Origin of the sequence: Nocardia puris, assembly GCF_003315035.1 — a bacterium.
Lineage (GTDB): Bacteria > Actinomycetota > Actinomycetes > Mycobacteriales > Mycobacteriaceae > Nocardia > Nocardia puris.
Map to the genome: position 1 here is coordinate 1 of NZ_QNRE01000032.1, position 18,505 is coordinate 18,505.

Genomic DNA, 18,505 nt, shown 5'->3' on the forward strand with positions numbered 1-18,505 from the left:
TCACTGCTGGTCGCCCGGACCTGGCAGGCGGTGACCGCACGAGCCCGGGTGCCCGCCACCGACCGGCCCGACGCCGCGCTCGTACTCGACGAGGCGCAGAACTTCCTCAACCTGTCCACCCCGATCGAGGACATGCTCGCCGAAGCCCGCGGACTACGCCTGTCGCTGCTGCTGGCGCACCAGAACCTGGGCCAGCTCTCGCGCGAGTTGCGCGACGGAATCTCGGCCAACGCGCGCAACAAGATCGTCTTCGCCGTGTCTCCCGACGACGCGCGCGACCTGGCCCGCCACACCGACCCGTGGCTGTCCGAGCACGACCTGTCCCACCTCGACGCCTTCCACGCCGCCGCCCGCCTGCTGGTCGACGGCCGCAACGCCAGACCGTTCACCCTCACCACCCGGCCGCTGGACCCGCCGATCCCGGGCCGTGCCCGCGAGATCGCCGCCGCCGCCCGCGCCCGCCTCACCAACTCGCAGCTCTAGCCCTACACGTCTGAGAAAGGTTGCCGCACTGATGATCTCCATCTCTAAGCCCGAACGCCAGGCCGATACCCGTGAACCTCGCCCCCATCGGGCGCGTGAACCGCGCCCGATCGTGGGCGGGTTGACCGGGCGCGACCGCTGGATCCTGCGCATGGTCCACGAACACCGCGTCCTGACCACCGACCACCTCGCCGCGCTGGCGTTCCCGACCGCCAAACTCGCCCGCCGCCGCCTGGCCGCCCTCTACGACTACGGCGTCCTGGACCGGTTCCGGCCCTGGCGCGCCAAAGGCAGCCACCCCTACCACTGGACCCTCGCCCCGGCCGGGGCTTCGGTGTTGGCCGGTGAGGCCGGGATCAAGGTCCGGGAACTCGGCTACAGTCATCAGACCGCGCTCGCGGTCGCGCACAGCCTGCACCTCAAGCACGCCCTCGGCGTCGCCGACTGGTTCACCACCCTCACCACCCGGCCCGGCGGCGGGCAGGTGTCTCGGTGGTGGTCGCAGACTCGCTGCCAACGCCTCTGGGGTGACCTCGCCCGCCCCGACGCCTTCGGCCGCTACACCCGCGGCGAGGGCATCCTCGACTTCTACCTCGAATACGACCTCGGCTCCACCGCCCTGTCACGGGTCGCGGCCAAACTGCACGGGTTCGCCGAGCTGGCCCGCACCACCGGGATCGTCAGACCGGTCCTGTTGTGGGTGCCGACCACCGACCGAGAGGCCAACGCTCGCGCGGCGTTGCACCGGACGTGGGAGCGGCTGCCCGATCCCGCATCGGTACCGGTCGCCACGGCCGCCGCCGACCTCCTCGCGCCCGCCACCATCGCGAGCCCGGCCGAACCGGTGTGGCTACCGCTGCACACCGACACCGGCCGTCAGCACCTGCACGGACTCACCGATGTCTGGCCGATGCGCACACCCCCAGACACCGGTGACGAGACGGAACCGACCTGGGCACCGCTGGCCGGGGTCGTCACGCTGGCCCCACCCCCGCCCCGGCCACCGGGCATCGAGGACTGGTGAGGTAGCGATGCTGGTCAAGGCACTCGGGGCAGGATTCGCGGGGTTCGTGTTCCTGACCGTCGTCATCGCGACCGTGGTCAGCGCCGTCGTGGTGTTCGACACCGCGCTCACCGCACCCGCCCCGGGAGCCTCGACCGGCACCGGCTCGACCCCGAGCACCGAAGCCCAACACGACATCCCGGCCGAGATGCTCGTGCTCTACCAGGCTGCCGCCGGGGAATGCCCCGGCCTGGACTGGAGCGTGCTCGCCGCGATCGGCAAGATCGAAACCGACCACGCCCGCTCCCCCCTGCCGGGAGTGTCCTCCGGCGAGAACGCCTCCGGAGCCGGTGGACCGATGCAGTTCCTCGCCCCCACCTTCGACTCGGTCATCGCCCGGCACCGGTTGCCCGCTGGTGGCGCGAACCCGCCCTCGCGCTACAACCCCTCCGACGCCGTCCACGCCGCCGCGTTCTACCTGTGCGACTCCGGTGCACCGAACGACATGTACGCCGCGATCTTCGCCTACAACCACGCCGACTGGTACGTCCGCGACGTCCTGGATCAGGCCGCCCGCTACCGCGCCACCGCACCCGACACCTCCGGCGGCGACTGCGCCACCGCCTCACCGCCGAACCCGACAGCCGCACAGGTGATCTCGTTCGCCTGCGCGCAGCTCGGCTTGCCGTATGTGTGGGGCGGCAACGGGCCCGAGGTCAATGGCGGCTGGGACTGCTCCGGGCTCACCCAGGCCGCCTACCGCGCCGCCGGGATCTCCATCCCCCGCACCACCTACGACCAAGTCCACACCGGCACACCCGTGCCCGAGGACCAACTCCTACCCGGAGACCTGCTGTTCTACAGCACCTCCGGAGACGTCCATCACGTCGGGATCTACCTCGGCGGCGGCCAGATGGTGCACGCCCCGACGTTCAACCAGCCCGTCCAGATCGGGCCCTACCGGTGGCCGGGCGATGACTACTACACCGCCCGCAGACCCACACCCACCCACAACGGCGACGGCTCCCGCGCCGCCTCCTGACCAGTCCCTCACCTGAACGGAGAACACACCATGCACCGCAACAACTCCCCGCTCCGTCGCACCGCCCGCGCGGCACTGTGCGCGGCCATTGCCGCGACCACCGTGACGGCCGGTGCCGCCGCCGCAGAACCCACACCCGGCCACACCGCTACCGAGTGCCCGCGCTGGACCGCGCTGCTGGCACCGGGCACCTACCAGACAACGCCCACCAACGGGCAGGCCACGAACGAGATCCTCACCCAGCTCGGGGAATCGCTCACCGCCCGTTACGGCACCGACATCGAGGTCCGCACCCTCGCCGCGTCTTCCTCCGGTGCGGGGTCGGTGAGCGAAGCCGACCTCACCGCGGCAGTCTCGGGGCTGTGCTCGGACACCCGAGTCGTTTTGGCCGGCTACGGCCAGGGCGCCGAGGTCGCCGGCGACCTCGCCACGGCCCTGGGCAACCGAGGAGGCCCGATCCCGGCCTCCCGGGTCCTCGCGGTCGCGCTCGTGTCCGACCCGCGCCGCGACCCGGCCACCGCCCAGCTCGGTACCCCGGTCTCCGGACAAGGCGTCACCGGGCCACGCCCGCAGGGCTTCGGCGAGCTGACCGACCGGGTCCGCACCCTGTGCCTCGACGGCGACAGCTACTGCTCGACCACCGCCGAATCCTCTCCCGCCCTCGACGCGGTCAGCCGCGCCCTTACCACCGCCACCACGGCCACCACTCCGGCCCCGACCAGCACCACCGCACCCAGAACGACAGCGAGCGCCCCCGCCACGACGACGCGCAGACCGACCACCAGTATCGGGTCGGGCTCGGCCGGGCAGGTCAGCGCATCGCAGGTCCTCGCGCAGGTCGTCACCGTGCTGAACGGACTCGCCGGCTTCACCGCGAACGTGCCCGCGATCGTGGCCGACCTCGCCCAACTACCCGGACTGGTCACCGCCGGAGACCTGCGCGGCGTGCGCCGCGTCTCCGGTGACCTGAACAACCAGTTCGCCCCGCTGGTCGAGCTGGCCGATGGACTCGACCTGCGCCTGGTCGCGCGGGCCTTCGCGTTGGCTGCGCCGCTGGACACCACCGGGGTCGCCACGATCGCCGCCGAGATCGTCGGTGTCCTGGCCGGACTCGACATCTCCCGCATCGCCACCGGCGTCGGCCGAGCCCAGGAAATCGCCTGGACCGCCGTGGAATCCCTCGCCGAGGGCGACCCGATCGCGGCGGTACTGGCACTGACCGGGCTGGCACCCGTCGCCGCCGACTTACTCTCGGCCACCGCCGCCGCGTTCACCGGTAACGCGTTCCCCACACTCGCCCAGACCTACAGCACCGCCTCCACCGGCACCACCACGACGGCCCCGCAGAACGGCGGCACGGCCGTGTTCGACGCCACCGGCTACGACACCGCCGCGCCCGTGCTTACCGCGTGGATCGAACAAGCTATCGACCAAACGAAATAGCCGACAACCCGGCGAAAGCCACGCGGCGAGTCACCGCGCCGATCGAAGATGCGCCCGGATGCTCTCGTGCGAGCGGCCCGCAGCGCAGAATCATGGGTCCCCGGCTCGGAGGGGATGAGCCGGGGACCACGGCCGAGGTTACGCCGCCACCGAATACGCGGCCTGCCGAAGGCCAGATCCCTGGGGGTAGCCGGGGATCTTAGCGCGGGCGATACTAGTCGAACGGGATGTCGATGCTGTCTTCGCCGGGCATCGGCGGCGTGTTTCTCGGGTAAGGCGCGCTCGGCGGTCGGTGTGCCTCGAAACGTGGCGGCACTTGTGACTCACAGCCGCCGCACGGTGCGAGTCGGCGCATCGAATGCGGCTTTCACGGCGACCGGAATCCGCCGGTAGACGTCGTGTACACCTCGACCCAGGTCAACCAGACCGCACAGAGTGCTCCCTTGCCTGGGCTCGACGGACAACCCTTTGCGTGACTCCTTCCCCAGGACATGGGCGCGAACACTGGACCCGTTCCTTTCAGAAGGTGATCGTCATGGGCAAAAACATGGACCGCGAGTCCGCCGACCGCATCATCGCTGCGGCCGAGCGAGATCCGGACTCACCGACAGCGACCTCCGGCTTCGCCGACCGCGCCGACGCTGCCGCCACCCGCAACGAAAACGAGGAGGATGAGGAGGACAGCTGAGACCGCCGGAACGGGCACAGCGGACAGCGCCACCACCACGGGCACCGCCGTTCCGGCCACCCAGGACCGCCACACGGCCACGACAGCCACGGTCGCCACCACCGGCTACACCATCGCCGCCCCGTGCTGGCCGACTGGATCATCCAGGCCATCGACCGCAGCGGGTTGCCCGCGCCGCCCCACACCGGCGCACAAGAAGCGGCCCGTGGTGCCGAGCGGAATGCTCGGTACCACGGGCCGTTTCGGCGGGTAGGCGGGTCAGGAGTTGAGCGGCGGCACCGCGCGCGGAGTGAACGCGGGCGGGGCCCCCTTGTCACGGAACCGCCACGACGGCAACGGCGCGGGCGCGACGTCGGCCTGTTCACCGTCGCCGCTGTCGCGGGTGGGGTCCCGGTCGGTCAGTTCGTCCGGGGTGGCCGTGACCACTTCGCGGGCGGCGGTTTCCGGGTCGCGGTACAGGGTGCCCGACAGTGGGCCGGTGGTGATGCGCACCGCGCCGGTGTGTGGGAAGAAGTCGCCGTCGGTGGTCGTCTGCTGGTAGCGCAGCGCGATCGGCACCCACGGCACCAGCGAGACCAGCACCGGCATCTGCAGCTCACGCATGGCCGTGTCGGCGATGGCGATCCACAGCTCGAGGCTGTCGGGGGCGTGACTGGAGTCGGCGTACACGCGGTACAGGGCCGAGGCGAGCACGTTGGGGGTGGGGGTGGAGTACATGGTCGGGCACCTTTCTCAGGGTTAGATTGAGAGGGCGGTGTCGGACTCCCCGGAGGTATCAGCTCCGGGGATTCCGGCATCGCCCAGTTTCAGGACGCGAGGGTGAATTTCTTGGGGGCCGTGCTGGTCTGGCGCGCGGTCCCGCCATCGGTCAACTTGACCAGGGCGTTGTGGACCGCGCCGCTGGACCGGTTCAGCGCTTTGCCGATCTGGTGTGGGGTGAACTCCTTTCCGGGGTTTTCGCGCAGGAAGTCCTCGACCTGCCCGCGCAGCGCACCGGCGGGCAAGCGTTCGGCCGTCGACTCCGCGCCCGCCGCAGCGCCGTTGTCGGCCGCCGCCGGGGGTTGCGGGGCCCCGGCGGCGGGTTCGTCGCCGGTGGGGGCGGCTACCGGCGTCTCCGCCGTGGTGTCGGGCGCGGGGTCGGCCGGGCCCGCCTGCTCGGCGGGTGCGGCCGGTTCGGGCACAACCGCTTCCGGGGTCGCCGGTGCGGCCGGGACGGGCTCCAGTTCGGCCGGAGCGGTGTCCGACACGCCGGTCACGGCAGGCGCGGCCGGGGCCGGATCGGGTTTCGCCCCGGCGGTCCAGTTCCCGGCCCCGGGATTGCCCGGATCGATGGCCGCCCACACGGCTCCGGCGAGTTCCCATTCCGTCAGCAGATGCCGCGCGGCGATGGCCTCGATGGCGGCCATCTTCGCCAGTTCGGCGGTGGTGCTGCCCGGGTGGGATTCCAGCGCCTCCCACAGCGCCCGAGCTTCGGCGCTGTGCAGCGCGGGCACCTCCGCCGCCGCCACAGTGGCGGGTTCGGGTGCGGGCCCGCCGGTTTCGGGCGACGACCCGACCGGTTCGGCCGTCGCCGGTGACACCGGTTCCGGCGCAGCGGGTTCGGCCGGGCCGGGGTCGGCAGGCGCGGGGGCGGCGGGCGCGGCGGCGGGGTTCGGTTCGAGGGTGGCGGGTGTGCCCGCGCCCTGGGTCCAGGTTTTGGCGGCCCGGGGCGAGGAGGGGTCGGTGCGCGATTGGGCGTACCCGGCGGTTTCCCAGTGGGACAGCAGACGCCGCGCGGTGGACAGTCCGATACCGGCGATGTGGGCCAGCGCGGCGGTGGTGCTGTCGGGGTGGGCGCGCAGCGCCGCCCACAACGCCTGGTCGCTGTCGCGGCGCAGCACCGGCACAGGTCCCGACGGCGTGCGGGGTTCCTGGGTGGGTGTGGCCGTTTTCGCGGCCACGGCGGCGTTCTTGGTTTTCGACATGGGGGTTCCTTCCAACAATGGGTTTGGTGAATTCGTGATGTCCCCGGGTGGGGACGGAATGCGCACCGATCGGGGCGAATTCCCCGGGGGGCCGGTGCCGTTCCGGTTCCATGACCGCTCGATAGGCGTGTGATGTCAAGCGGTATCTGGAAATTGGTTCCGGACATGAATTGCTCTCATCCGATTCCGTAATGGCCTCGGCGCAAACGGAATTCGACTCGCGTCAAATGACTCAGGGTGTGCGAGGCGCCCTCATGCCGGCGGCCTCGCCGCGGGTCCGGTGGGGCGAGGCCATGGACTCGGCGCGCGAGCCTGTCACGGGTGCGCCAGCGACGAGTCGGCCGGCTCGGTGCCGGGCTCGCCGGAGTCGTCCTCGGCGAACTCCTCTCTCGCGGGGGCGGCCCGCTGGGTGTCGAGGGCCTCGCGCAGCCATCGCCCGCCGCCGGTCAGCTCGTAGTCCACGTGGTGGTCGAGTTCCCAACTGTCGGCGCACTCGACGCACATCGTGTAGCCGTGGTGGCAGCGGCTCGGGTTGCGTACCAACAGGATCCCGGCGGGCGGATCGTCGCCCTCGCGCAGCCTCACCACGACGTAGTCGTTCCCGCTGAGTTCGGCTCCCGGTGTGATGACGCCGTCCTCGTCGTGGGTGCGAGTGTCTTTCACGAGGTGCTCCCTGTTCGGGTTGGGTTGGGGTGCTGGCGGGTTCATCGGGTGAGGTCCGCGTGGAGGGTGCCGGTGGTGCGGTCGAGCGACACGGTCGCGGCGTGCCCGTGCGCGCCCCGGCGCATCCGGTCGGTGGCCCCGGTGGCGTAGGCGGTGATGTCGTCGGGGTGTACGAGGTGGATGCGCGGGGCGGCGTAACCGCCGGTGCCGCCGGTCACGTGGGCCACGGTGTACATGCCCCGCGTGTCGTGCGGGCCCGGGGCGTAGATGGCGAACTGATCGCCGGTGATCGCGTTGGCCATCACGTAGATCGAGTCGAGGGCGGCCGTGGTGGGGATCGCGGGATCGGACATGGTGTTGTCTCCTGTCGTTTGCCGCCCCAGCCGGGCCGGGGCGGGGTGGTGGTGATGGGTGGGCCGCGCCGATGGCATCGGCGCGGCCCGGTCCGGGTGCCCCGGAGGCGCGGTGCGCGCCCGGGGCCCCGGATGCTAGGCGGCGCGCACGGCGGCGGTGATGGCGCGGGCGATCGCGGTGGCGGTAGTGGCCGGGTCGGTCACCACATGCACTGTCGCCCCGTTCAGCGGAGTCGGGGCCCCCGGGCGACCGGGGCGAATGCCCGTGTCCGGTGCCAGCCACAGCACCGCGCACCCGGCCGCGCGCACGGCGTCGAGTCGCCGCTGGGCGGCCTCGCGTTCGTGGGCCCGGAAGATGCCGTCGGAGATGACGACCAGCAGCCGGGTCGCGCCGGGCCGTGACAGGCCGAGGGCCCCGTCGAGGGCGACCGTCGCGGCACCGAGGGCGTGGTATTTGTCCGGGCATCCGAACTCGGAGATCCGGGCGGGGGCGGTGCCGGGGTAGGTGATCGGGGTGACCGTCGCGCCGAAAGTCACGGTCGCGGTGGTGGCGGGCATCGCCGCCAGTTCGGCGGCGCGGGCGATGATCCACGCGGCCGAGGACACCGGCGCGGCGAAGCGGCCCATGGAGGAGGACACATCGCACGCGATGCCGACCTGCAGCGGCGGGTACGGGCTGGTTTTGCGGGCGGTGCGGGTGAACGGTTCGGCGGTCGGGATGGCACCGGCGGCGAGCTGGGCCTGCCGGGCCAGCACGCCGCGCATCCGCACCCGTCCCGGCGGTACCACCGAGGTCGTTTTCACCGTGGCACGTTCGCGGGCGGCGGCGGTGTCCAGCGCGCGGGCCAGCACCCGCGCGGCGGTCTGTTCTGTCGTCAGTGGGGTGCGGGTGCGGGCCACGGTGCGCGAGTTGCCCGGCGCCTCACCGTCGCCGAATACGTGCTCGGCCATCAGTTGTGCCTCTTCGGCCCTGTCGGCGGCAGCTTGGCGCGCGGCGGCAGCGGACTCAGCGGGGTCGGGGGCGACCGGGTTGGCGGCGACCTCGCTGGCGATTGCGGCGGCCGTGGCAGCGATGGCCGCGCCCAACGGCGAGTTCGGTACCGGCGTGGCGTGTGGTTCGGGGCCGACGAGGTCGAGCCAGCGTTGCCCGAGTTCGAGCATGGCGGCGGTGTCGGAATCGGCGACGGTGTGTGCCTCGCGCCAGATCGAGCGCAGTTCGGCGAGGGTGTCGGTGCCGAGGATGGACTCGATCTCGCGCAGCAGCGGCGCGCATTCGGACTCGGTCAGCACCCCGGCGTCGATCCGGCCGAGCACGAGGGCGGCGTTGTGGGCGGCGGCGTAGGTGGTGCGCGGGAGGTGGGCGGCGGCCGTCTTGCCGCCGTTGTCACCGATCACGATCTCGGTGGCGCTGGCGCGCAACCAATGCCGGTCATCGGGGCGGCGGCGGATCTGGGCGGCCTCGATGCGTGATTCCTCGAGCAGTTTCGCCGCCTTCACCACCTCCGGGTGCGCCAGCAGCGGCGGCTGCCATACCGAGTGTTTGGCGTGCGCACATTCGTGGACCAGCGCGCCCCACACGGCCGGGTAGTTGTTGCGGTCACTGTTGCGGGCCGGGCGCGCGGCGGCCGGGTCGATCTTGAGGTTGGCCCCGTCGAGTTCGATGGCGCGCAGTGCTGGCACGAACACCGCTGGGTGCCCGAACGCGGCACCGGGGGCGATGCTCACGGTCAGGTCGTCACGGTCGGCGATCGGCGGGACTTCGGCGGTCATGGCGGCCGACAGGGTGGCCCATCCGCCGGTTACCGGCACCGACGCCGGGGCCGGGGCGAGGGTGGCAGGCGCGGCGGGGGCCGCCCCCACCCCGGCGGCGGCCGGGGCGGAAGCGGTGCCGGTGCCCGGGGCAGCGGGCGCGGCGGGGGCGGGTGCGGGTGCGGTGATCACGTGGCCGGTCATGGCAGCAATACCTTTCGGGCGTGTGGGTGGTGGTCAGAGGCGGGGGCCGAGGGCCAGCGGCGTGTGGGTGGTGCCGCACACCGTGCGCATCACGGCGGCCACCACGTCGCGGTCCTCTTCGGGGGCGGCCCCGAGGAGGTTGGCCATGGCGGTGTCGGGGTCGGTGGCGTCGGCGATCTTGCGGAACGCCAACAGTTCTCGCAGTTGCGGGGCCCACCCGACCTCGCCCTTGGCCTGGCGGGCGGCCAGTTCGCGCGCCACCTTGACCGCGCGGCGTTCCACCCCGAGCTGGGTGGCCAGGTCGAGGTCGCTGACGACCCGCACCTGGAACGCGAACCGGGAACTGAGCGCGTCGGACAGGATGGCCCCGTGCACGCCGGGGTTGTGGCCCGCGACGATGAAGAATCCGGGCGCGGCTTTGACCACTTCGCCGGTGGCTTTGACCACCAGCTCTTTGCGGCCGTCCATCGCCGGGTACACCGCCGCGAGCACGGTCGGGGATATGAGGGTCGCGTCATCGATGAACAGCACCCGGCCCTCTTTCATCGCGCGAACCAGCGGGCCGTCCATGAAAACGAAACGGCCGTCCGGGGTTTGGGTGTACTCACCCACGAAATCGGCGGTCGAGGTGTCCCCGTCACCCTGCACGGTCAGCAGGTCGCCGTAGGCGGCTTCGATGAGCGAGGTTTTGCCGGTTCCGGGCGGCCCGTACAGCAGCACCGGCACCTCGGCCGCGCGCATGGTGCGCAACACGTCCACATCGGCGCGCCCGGCGAGCTTGCGCAGGTGGTAGTCCTGCCCGTTCGGCCGGGCCACCGTGTTGCCCGTGCGGGCCGGGCCGCCGGGCGCGGCCGGAGTGGTGGCGGTTTTCTTGGTCCGGCGGGCCGGTTTCGCCGTCTTGGGGGCGGCCGGGGCCGGTGGGGTGGCGGCGGTCGGGGCGGCGGCGGCGGTGGCCGTGGTGGCGGTGGCGCGGTAGCGGCGGGGGGCGGCCGAGGTGCGTTCGGCGTGCCCGCTTTTGACCAGCGTCTCGAGGGCGTTGCCGACCGCGCCGGACGAGCGGCCGAGCCCGTTGGCGATATCGCGGGGGGACTGTTCGCGGATGGGGTCGGCGGCCAGTGCGGCGGCGACCATGCGGCGGAGTTCGCCGTTGGGCAGGCGACCGGCGGCCGTGGCGGTGGCGGGTGTGGTGGGCATTGGGACTCCTCGATTCTCCGTTCCGAATTCGCGCCGGTTTTCGGCATACGTGCGGCGTGGCTGCCATTCGGATTTCTGCGAATTTCCCGGTGAATTCCGGGAACGTGGTCGACGCTAGCTCGACCTCGAACAGCCTCACAACCCCAATTCACCGGAAATTCTCCGAATTTCGCGCGAGGTCACCCCGCGAACAAAGCAAGCCGCGCACGAAATGCGCACCACGCTACGAAACTCTGCCCGAACCCACCGCCGACCAGCCGAAAAGAAAATGATTCAAAGAATTAGAAACAAAAGGAAGGGAAATAGATGGGAGAATAATAATTGCGAGGCCAACCGACAGGGGTCAGGTCAGCACGAGATGCCGACCACGACCGACGCCGACGCATGTCTATACAGCTTTGTGTATAGACAATCCTGGATGACACCCGCGCGTGGATATGGCCTTCTACCTGCGGCTATGCCGGGTTGCGGCGGGGCATTTTGAACGCCCCTCACGTAACCCCCCGCATTTCCCCCCACACTTCCCCACAGATTGCCAGCAGCGCACTGGCCACGCGACGGCCTGATCGAACCGGAAACTCCACGCCTTCCACGCATTGATGAATAGCGCGGAGTAAATATCCAACGACAGCGGAAGATGTCGAGGGTGCACACAGACCGCCGGGCGGACGATTACTGAATCGTGAATACAATTCGTGCCGAATTGTATTCTACTGGCGGTTTCGGTTTACAGTATTCTGCCGGTTTTTCAACGGCCGGGCATGTCCGGATTGTGGCCTTCGCCTCGGCGGAGGTGTTCGAGGAGTTGAACGGTTTCTCTGCTCGGGGTTTCGCCGATCTCGGCGAGTTTTCTGGTCAGGAGTGCGTAGGCGCGGTCGAGGGCGGGGTATTCGCCCAGGCGGGCGTGCTGGCGCAGGATGTCGCGCCAGAGCGCTTCGTTGTAGGGGTCGGTTTGGGCGGTGGTCTCGAGGAGTTCGAGGGTGGCGCGGGGGTCGTGGTCGGCGTCGTGGGTGGCCAGCCAGCCCAGGGCGTTGTGGGTGTCGCGGCGCGCGGATTCGCGGATCGGTTCGGTCCAGGCGTCGGTGAGGTCGGGGGCGAGTTCTTCGGTGGCGATGGCGGTGATGGCCCGGCACGCGGCGGTCCGGTCGGTGTCGTTGCTGGCGCGGCGGCGTGCGGTGACTGCGGCGGTGAAGTCCCACCAGTCGACACTCACCGCGGTTTCGGAGAGCCGGTAGTGCACCCGGTCGTCGGCCAGGGGCTCGTTGAACCGGCCGCCGGTCGCGGCACCGAGGGCGGTGCGTAGTCGGCTCAGGGTGTTGGTGAGCACGCCTGAGGAGCGATCGGCTGGGCGTTGTCCCCACAACAGCTCGGTCAGCTGACTGCGTGACAACCCGCGCGGGTGCAAGGCCAGCACTGCCAGCAGCTCGCGCAGACGGGGCTGGAGCTGGCCGGTGATCTCTACGCTCTCCCCGGAATCGGGGACGCGCCAGAAGACCCGGGTCGGCCCGAACACCCGCACCCGCAACGCCGGAGTTTCCGCCGGTGCTGGGACGGGTTCCGGTGCTGGCTTCGGCGCGGATTCGGCTGGCGCGGTGTGGTTGTCGGGGATGGGCTCGGGCGCCGCGGAGAGGTCTGTCTCGCGCGAGTGGCCGGCGGACTCGCCGGTGTCGACGAGCGCAGACTCGCGGACCAGGGATGGCGAGGGTTCTGCGGCGTCGACCACGACCGGCTCCGCCGGTACGGGTCGTGCGACCGGTGTCGGCACGGTGGCAGGGTCGATGCTGTAGATCCTGGGCCCGTCCTCGTCCCGGCGTCTGCGCCGGACCGGACCGCCTCGGCCTTCGCCTTGGCGGGCAGGCTGGCCGGTGCGGGGTGGGTCGAACTGGCCGGTGTGTTCATAGCGGCGTAGCTGGCTCTCCACGGCGCTGATCGCGTGGCGGGCGGGCGGGATGAGGTGCTGGCGGGATCGGCGGCCCGTCAGAACGGCTCGGGCACCGGCGCGGGAGGCGGGTAGCTGGCCTACGACTGGGAACCCGATCGCGTCGACGTAGGCGCGGCTGCCGCCGATGACCACGATGCCCCGGGGGCGTCGACGGCGGGTGAGGTCGAGGACCCGCTGCGCGGCGGTCTCGGGTTCGATGTGCTCGGCGCGGACCACGAACAGGGCGGCGTCGGCGGTGGCGATGACCGGATGCGCGGGCGAGCCCGGCTCGGGGACACCGCAATCGGCGAACACCGTCGCACCCAACCCGCGCCATCCCCGGTCCGGATCGGTCAGCAGCGCAGCGGCCGGGACCGGATCGTCGGGATCGTGGCCGGGCGGCGCGGCCACGAACGCCTGCCCGCCGGGCAAATACTGCACGTGCTGGGCCAGCAGTTCCGGGGCGACGGGCAGGCCGAGGGCGCGTCGACGGGCGAGACTCGCCACACCGAGATGCGGGTCCGCGCCGACCATTTCGGCGAGCTGGCCACCAGCGGGGTCGGCTTCGACGATGAGGGCGGCCTCGGCGCCGGGCCAGGTGTGGGCGAGCGCGACGGTGGTCGTGGTGGTCCCCGCGCGTGGGCTCAGTCCGGCGACGGCGATCAGGTAGGGCGCCTGCGGCCTCATCGATGGGGCTCCTATTCCCGCTTCTGCACGTTGGAGATCAACAGCGCGCCACCAGATTCGGCGGCGGGGCGGGTGTTGATCAGTTGGAGGTAGTCGATGCGCGTGTGGTCCGGGCGCACCTCGGCGATGTGGACGTTGGCGGTGGTGGGAGTGATCGGGGTGATCGCTACGCAGTGCCGGGTGCCGGGCGGGATGGTGGCGATGCCCGCGGCGAGACCCTCGGGCGTGATGCCGGACTCTGGGGCGAGCAACGGCATCGCTTTCCCTGCGTCGCGGTCGATGTAGTAGGCGGCCTCGAACGAGGCGATCACCCCCGTGAGGGTGGCGGGGTCACCGGCGCGGTCGGTGACCACATCACCGGTGAGCCCGGTGCACGGCCCCTGCGCCGTAGAGGTCGGGGTGGGCGGGGCGGCGGTGGGCTGTACCTGCTGGCCGGTGCCTCCGGTGTCGTCGGTCGACACCACCAGCACACCGGCCAGGACGGCGACCGTGGCCCCCAGCGCGGCCCAGGCGTCACGCGGAAGCCGATCCGTGATGGTGGCCCACCGTCGCGGAGACCGGTCGCTGTCGGCGGTGCCGGGAGTGTCGCGTATCGGGCTGAGCCAGAATTCCTCGGGCGAGCCCGACTCGTCGGGCTCATCGAGGTCATGGCCGGGCCCGGAGGCGGCCACGATCCGCGAGTCCGGACCGGGCTCGGGCAGGTCGACCCAGGCTTCGGTGTCGCCGTCATCCGGGATGTGGTGGTACCTCGACATTCATCTCGCCTCGCCTCGGGTAGCTGCCCCCTGGGCCTGCCCGCACCCCGCGCAGGGGGTGGAGTAGGGGTGCGGGCAGGTTTCCCCCGGAGGGGGTCAGGGGTGGCTGGTGTGCTCGGCGCTGAGCGGGCCTAGTCCGGTGGCGGGCTGGCGGGTGAGGTCTTCGCCGAGCCGGGCCAGGACCTCGCTGATGGCCAGGTGCGCGGTCGAGCGATGGTCCGCCTCGTATTCGCGCCAGGACACGAGCGCGGCCCGCTGCCGGTAGGCGATGAGTGCGCGCCGACCGGCGTGCACAGGCACGACGAGATCCAGTTCGCCGTGGTAGAGGTGCAGCGGCATCAGGGGCGTGACGTGGGCGAGGGTCTCGAGCGAGAGCACCCGCCGCCACCACAGGTCGTTCCAGGGATCGGGGCGGCGGCACCAATGCGCCAAGGGTTGCGGGAACCGTTCGAGTAGTTCGGTGGCGGTGAGGTGTTGCGCTTCGGCGGCGGCGACCACGCCGTCGTCGGTGAGCACGTGCCGCAGCGGGAGGCGGTCGTAGGCGCGGGCGAGTCCGATCAGCCCGGCCAAACCCAGCCCCGCCAGTCCCGGCTGCGCGCCCTGGCTGATCATCGAGGCCAGCGCGGCGAGGTCGGAGACCACCGCTCCGGCGGCGACACCGCGCAAATCCACTTCGGGCGCGTACCACGGCACCAATTCCCCAGCGGCGGCGGCGACCCGCCCGCCGTCGGCGTAGCCCCAGGCCAGCACCGGGGCGACCGGTAGGTCCAGGCCCGCGCCCCGGTACACGGCGCGGGCGAGATCGAGCATGAGCCGGGCGCCCTGGCGGGCGGCGAGGAAGGTGTGCGGTCCGGTCCCGACGCCCAGGCCGTGCCCGTCGGGGATCGCCACCACCCACCCCCGCCCGAGCGCCGCCTCGATCGGGGCGGTGTCGGGTTCGGCGCCGATGGCCAGCAGTTGCGAGGTTCCGCACAGTCCGCCGAGTCCGCGGAACGGCGGGCAGTACAGCAGGATCGCGCTCTCGCCGGGCCCGGCGACCGCCTCGGGGATCAGCACGATCGCCGACGCCGCGACGAGCTGCGAGCGTGAGTCGGTGGAGGTGTAGACGATCTGCCAGGCCCCGCTGACTCCTTCCAGTTGCGCGGTGAACACCGGGCGCGTGCGCACGAGGTCGCCGGGACGGTGGCCACCGTGCAGGATCGGTGGTTCGTAGAACTCGGCGCTGTTCACTTCGATGTCGTTGACGATGTTCACGTCGATGTCGTTCATGGTTTTCTCCCGGCGAGGTCGTGGGCGAGGGCGGTCAGCCAGGCGATTCCGCTGGCGAGGTGCCCGGTGGCGGCGTAGCCGGTGTGGCGGGCCGAGATTTCGGGGATGCGGAGCAGGAACGCTGGGTCGAGCAGGGCGGTGTTGTCGGTGACCAGCTGCCCCCACGCCTGCGACAAGCGCGCGGCGAGGCCGGGTAGCTGGCCGATTGGATCGGCGGCCACGATCGAGGTGATCTGTGCCCACCGCGCCGAGGCGGCGGCGAGTTCGTCGGGGCCCGGCGGTGGTGTGCGGGGGTCGGCGGCGGTGATGAGCCGCTGAGCCAGACTCGCCGCGGGCACGTAGTCCACCGATCCGGGGCCGATCTGGAAGTCGTTGTTCACCACGGTGGTCCAGGCGTCGCCGAGGGTCCCCGACAGCAGCGACTGGATCGAGCCGAGTGCGGCGAGCGGGTCGCGCAGGTCGGCCTGGGCGGCGAGCTGGGCGGCCAGCCGCAGCAGCGTTGCGCGGTCGGGGGCCGAGCAGCTGAGGTCGCCTTCGGCGCAGACGTCGATCACGCGGCCGGTGAGCGCACCGTAGTCGGGGCCCGTGGTGGTGGCGATCCCACCGCCGGAGGCGGGCGGGGAGGTGATCGCCACCCCCGACACCGCCGCCCCGCTCGTGCCCGGGGCCGGGTCCGGGGTGATCTGCCCGGGACGGCCCGGGATGACCGGCGAGCCCGGCGCGCGATCGGGATGCGAGAACAGCGCGACTGCGGCGAGCCGACCGGGAGCGACGGGGCCTTCCCCGGCCCCGACCGCGCGCGCGAACCGCGAAACGATCTGCGCGCCTTGGGAATACCCGACCGCAGCCAGTGCGGTGCCGGGGCAGTCGGCGGCGATCCGGGCGGCGGTGCCGGTGAGCGCGGCCAACCCAACCCCCGCCGACACCGCATACGGTTCGGGGCCGCCGCCGGTGCCGATCGCGCCACCGAACCCAGCCGGATATGGGATGTAGCTGCGCGCCACCAGATCCGGTGCGGCGGCCACCACCGGGCCGAGCAGGTGCCCGAGCATCCCCGTGTCGGCGGTCTCCGACGCACCCGGCGACGACTCGCCGGTGCCCTGCACACCCAGGACCCACAACACCGGGCAACCCGGACTCGCCGGCTGAGCTAAGCCCGAGCCCGGCGCGCACAGCAGCCCACCGGCGAGGGTCGCCGTGACAGCCGCGGTGAGAACACCTCTCCCGCTCACGGCTGCCCCACCCCCACCCCGGCACCGAAGCCCGCGCCAATCGTGCCGCCGACCAACCCGCCCGCTGCTGCGGCGGGCACCCCGGCCACCACCGCGCCCGCGACCGCGCCCGCCGCCGCGCCCAGCGCGGTACCGGCCACTCCGGAGGTGATCGTGCCGATCACCGGCACGGCCACCACCGTGCCCAGCGCGGCCCCGGCGATGCCGCCGAGAGTGCCGCCCGCGAGCGCGCCCACCACGGCCCCGGCCGCCGCTGCCGGAGCCCCGGCCAGCGCGCCGCCGATCGCGGCACCGGCCCCGGCCCCGGCGGCCGTGGCCCCGGCGACCCGGTCCGAACGCCCGGCCGGGACTCCCACCGAGTCCAGGAACGTCGCCGCGCGGGCTTCGAGGTCGGCGGCGACGCCGTTGATCGTGTCGCCCACCTCCGGCGGCAGCCACTGCGGCTCGGGGACCTGCCACTGACCGATCCGGATCGTCTCCGGCGGTGGCGCGATCGGCGCTACCGGCGCGACCGGCACCGGGGTGTGCAGTTCGCCCAGATACACCGGCGGCGCAGGCTCGGGTGAGGGTTGCGGGCGCGGCGCGGGACCGTTACGGACCTCGGGCGGCTGCACCGCGTACACCGGCGGCTCCGGCGGAGGCGGAGGAGGCGGCGGAGCGGGGGCCTGGGTGCCGGGCTGGGCCGGGGCCGTGACCCCGGGCTGATCAGCGACCGGGCCCGCCGTCATCGCACTCGCGGGCGCGACGGCCAGCATCATCAGCACCGGCACCGCACCGGCAGCCACCATCCGGCCACCCCACAGCATCCGACCCCCATAGGGCAGCCGGACACGACGCCCTCCCGGATGGCAGACCGGCCCCGGAACGCGGACGGCAGCAGGCACTGTGTTTCCTTTTTCGGGCACGACAAATAGACCTTCCGATCGAAGGAGAAAAAGATGAGACGGGCTCAGGAGTGGCGCGTGATTCGCGACCAGGTATCGCGCCGTCCGGCTGCGGACCGCAGCCGGACGGCGCGGGCGCTCATTTCTCTGAGCGAGACCGACCGGTCAGAAGAACGGCAGAATCTGCACGACGATGGCCGCAACGTTGCTGACCAGCGAGGCACCGGCACTGACTATCGACAGAATCGAGTAGAGATCCACAGCTTCCCTTTCAGAGGAGGATTGGTACCTCCCCATCACAGACCCGAAAACCGCTGCTGCGCCACCCCTTCGACGGGTAAGGCTTCTGGTGCTGACACGGTTACCCCTCCGGGCGCGGCGGGTAGCCTGCGCCGATGCGCGAAAGTGGTAACAAAAGTGTCAGTCGAGAAATCCGGCGGGCGCGTGTCCCGCCCCACCGAGCCGCCGAGAATTCGCCACACGTGATCACGGACGTCTCCGGCTAATTGTCGGACAGGTCACAGCGAATATCGGGTGGCCGCCGCGTTCCCTTTCTGGTAAGAACGAAACCATCTCGGGGGAGTTAACCCTTCAAGCTAGCTCACGACGGAGGGTCAACGGAAGACACAGCAGGGAGGGGCTTGACATGAACCGGAGGATGAAGCCGACCCGCGCTCCGCGACGCCGCCACACCCGCGCCGATCCGGAGCTGCCCAGCCTCGGCTCCTGGGTGCGCAGGGCCCGCGAACACCGCAAGCTCACCCGGCCGCGCGCCGCCGAGTTCCTGCACGTCAGCACCGACCTGCTCAAGAAGATCGAACGCGACGAAATCCCTTGCTCGCCAGCGGTTCTGGGCAACATGGCCACCGCCTACGGCCTCGACGACGCCCAGCGCCGCTACACCCACGACCTCTCCCAGCCGCCCGTCCCGCTGTCCACCGTCGCCGAACTACGCTCCTGGGCGGGCACTC

At 71.6% G+C, this 18,505-nt stretch carries 17 protein-coding genes; 6 read left to right on the forward strand and 11 right to left on the reverse strand.

Annotated elements, in window-relative coordinates; translation table 11 throughout:
- The 5 genes from DFR74_RS34420 to DFR74_RS36455 form a co-directional block, all read left to right on the forward strand.
- Nucleotides 1-483, forward strand: a 483-nt coding sequence (locus tag DFR74_RS34420; RefSeq protein ID WP_170160853.1) for a TraM recognition domain-containing protein, incomplete at its 5' end; no start/stop codon positions are given.
- Nucleotides 484-514: 31 nt separating this feature from the next.
- The gene (locus DFR74_RS34425) at nucleotides 515-1,507 is read left to right on the forward strand and encodes a replication-relaxation family protein (RefSeq protein ID WP_084537904.1); all 993 of its coding nucleotides are present in this window, start codon (nucleotides 515-517) and stop codon (nucleotides 1,505-1,507) included.
- A gap of 7 nt (nucleotides 1,508-1,514) precedes the next feature.
- Nucleotides 1,515-2,528 (forward strand): C40 family peptidase, encoded by a 1,014-nt coding sequence (locus DFR74_RS34430; protein ID WP_067511287.1) that lies wholly within the window; start codon nucleotides 1,515-1,517, stop codon nucleotides 2,526-2,528.
- Nucleotides 2,529-2,558: 30 nt separating this feature from the next.
- Complete coding sequence (locus tag DFR74_RS34435; RefSeq protein WP_067511288.1) at nucleotides 2,559-3,971, forward strand: cutinase family protein; 1,413 nt, start codon at nucleotides 2,559-2,561, stop codon at nucleotides 3,969-3,971.
- A gap of 535 nt (nucleotides 3,972-4,506) precedes the next feature.
- Nucleotides 4,507-4,659, forward strand: a complete 153-nt coding sequence (locus tag DFR74_RS36455) for a hypothetical protein (RefSeq protein WP_157115857.1) — start codon at nucleotides 4,507-4,509, stop codon at nucleotides 4,657-4,659.
- Nucleotides 4,660-4,917: 258 nt separating this feature from the next.
- Here DFR74_RS36455 and DFR74_RS34440 read toward each other — a convergent pair whose 3' ends face one another.
- The 11 genes from DFR74_RS34440 to DFR74_RS36460 all read right to left on the reverse strand — a co-directional run bounded on the left by DFR74_RS34440 (nucleotide 4,918) and on the right by DFR74_RS36460 (nucleotide 17,438).
- Entirely contained in the window at nucleotides 4,918-5,376 is a 459-nt protein-coding gene (locus tag DFR74_RS34440; protein ID WP_067511289.1) for a hypothetical protein, read from the reverse strand.
- Between the two features lie 89 nt (nucleotides 5,377-5,465).
- Nucleotides 5,466-6,623, reverse strand: a complete 1,158-nt coding sequence (locus DFR74_RS35730) for a hypothetical protein (protein WP_147266035.1) — start codon at nucleotides 6,621-6,623, stop codon at nucleotides 5,466-5,468.
- A gap of 315 nt (nucleotides 6,624-6,938) precedes the next feature.
- A complete protein-coding gene (locus tag DFR74_RS34450) occupies nucleotides 6,939-7,286 on the reverse strand; it encodes a hypothetical protein (protein ID WP_067514856.1) in 348 nt (115 codons plus the stop codon).
- A gap of 41 nt (nucleotides 7,287-7,327) precedes the next feature.
- The gene (locus tag DFR74_RS34455; protein ID WP_067514858.1) at nucleotides 7,328-7,639 is read right to left on the reverse strand and encodes a hypothetical protein; all 312 of its coding nucleotides are present in this window, start codon (nucleotides 7,637-7,639) and stop codon (nucleotides 7,328-7,330) included.
- A gap of 135 nt (nucleotides 7,640-7,774) precedes the next feature.
- A complete protein-coding gene (locus tag DFR74_RS34460) occupies nucleotides 7,775-9,592 on the reverse strand; it encodes a hypothetical protein (protein WP_233444472.1) in 1,818 nt (605 codons plus the stop codon).
- A 33-nt stretch (nucleotides 9,593-9,625) separates the two neighbouring features.
- Entirely contained in the window at nucleotides 9,626-10,786 is a 1,161-nt protein-coding gene (locus tag DFR74_RS34465; protein ID WP_113975419.1) for an AAA family ATPase, read from the reverse strand.
- Between the two features lie 748 nt (nucleotides 10,787-11,534).
- The gene (locus DFR74_RS34470) at nucleotides 11,535-13,394 is read right to left on the reverse strand and encodes a winged helix-turn-helix domain-containing protein (RefSeq protein ID WP_067514815.1); all 1,860 of its coding nucleotides are present in this window, start codon (nucleotides 13,392-13,394) and stop codon (nucleotides 11,535-11,537) included.
- Nucleotides 13,395-13,405: 11 nt separating this feature from the next.
- On the reverse strand, nucleotides 13,406-14,149 hold the full coding sequence (locus DFR74_RS34475; RefSeq protein WP_067514813.1) for a hypothetical protein: 744 nt from the start codon (nucleotides 14,147-14,149) through the stop codon (nucleotides 13,406-13,408).
- Between the two features lie 96 nt (nucleotides 14,150-14,245).
- The gene (locus tag DFR74_RS34480) at nucleotides 14,246-15,418 is read right to left on the reverse strand and encodes a lipase family protein (RefSeq protein WP_067514811.1); all 1,173 of its coding nucleotides are present in this window, start codon (nucleotides 15,416-15,418) and stop codon (nucleotides 14,246-14,248) included.
- A complete protein-coding gene (locus DFR74_RS34485; protein ID WP_232331962.1) occupies nucleotides 15,415-16,542 on the reverse strand; it encodes a cutinase family protein in 1,128 nt (375 codons plus the stop codon). The genes DFR74_RS34480 and DFR74_RS34485 overlap by 4 nt, the downstream gene beginning before the upstream one ends.
- Nucleotides 16,543-16,646: 104 nt before the next feature.
- Nucleotides 16,647-17,438, reverse strand: coding sequence for a hypothetical protein (locus DFR74_RS36460; RefSeq protein ID WP_170160854.1), 792 nt, complete (start codon nucleotides 17,436-17,438; stop codon nucleotides 16,647-16,649).
- Nucleotides 17,439-18,180: 742 nt separating this feature from the next.
- Between DFR74_RS36460 and DFR74_RS34500 the strand changes: the two genes are divergently transcribed.
- On the forward strand, nucleotides 18,181-18,505 hold a 325-nt coding region (locus DFR74_RS34500), incomplete at its 3' end, for a helix-turn-helix domain-containing protein (RefSeq protein ID WP_147266036.1).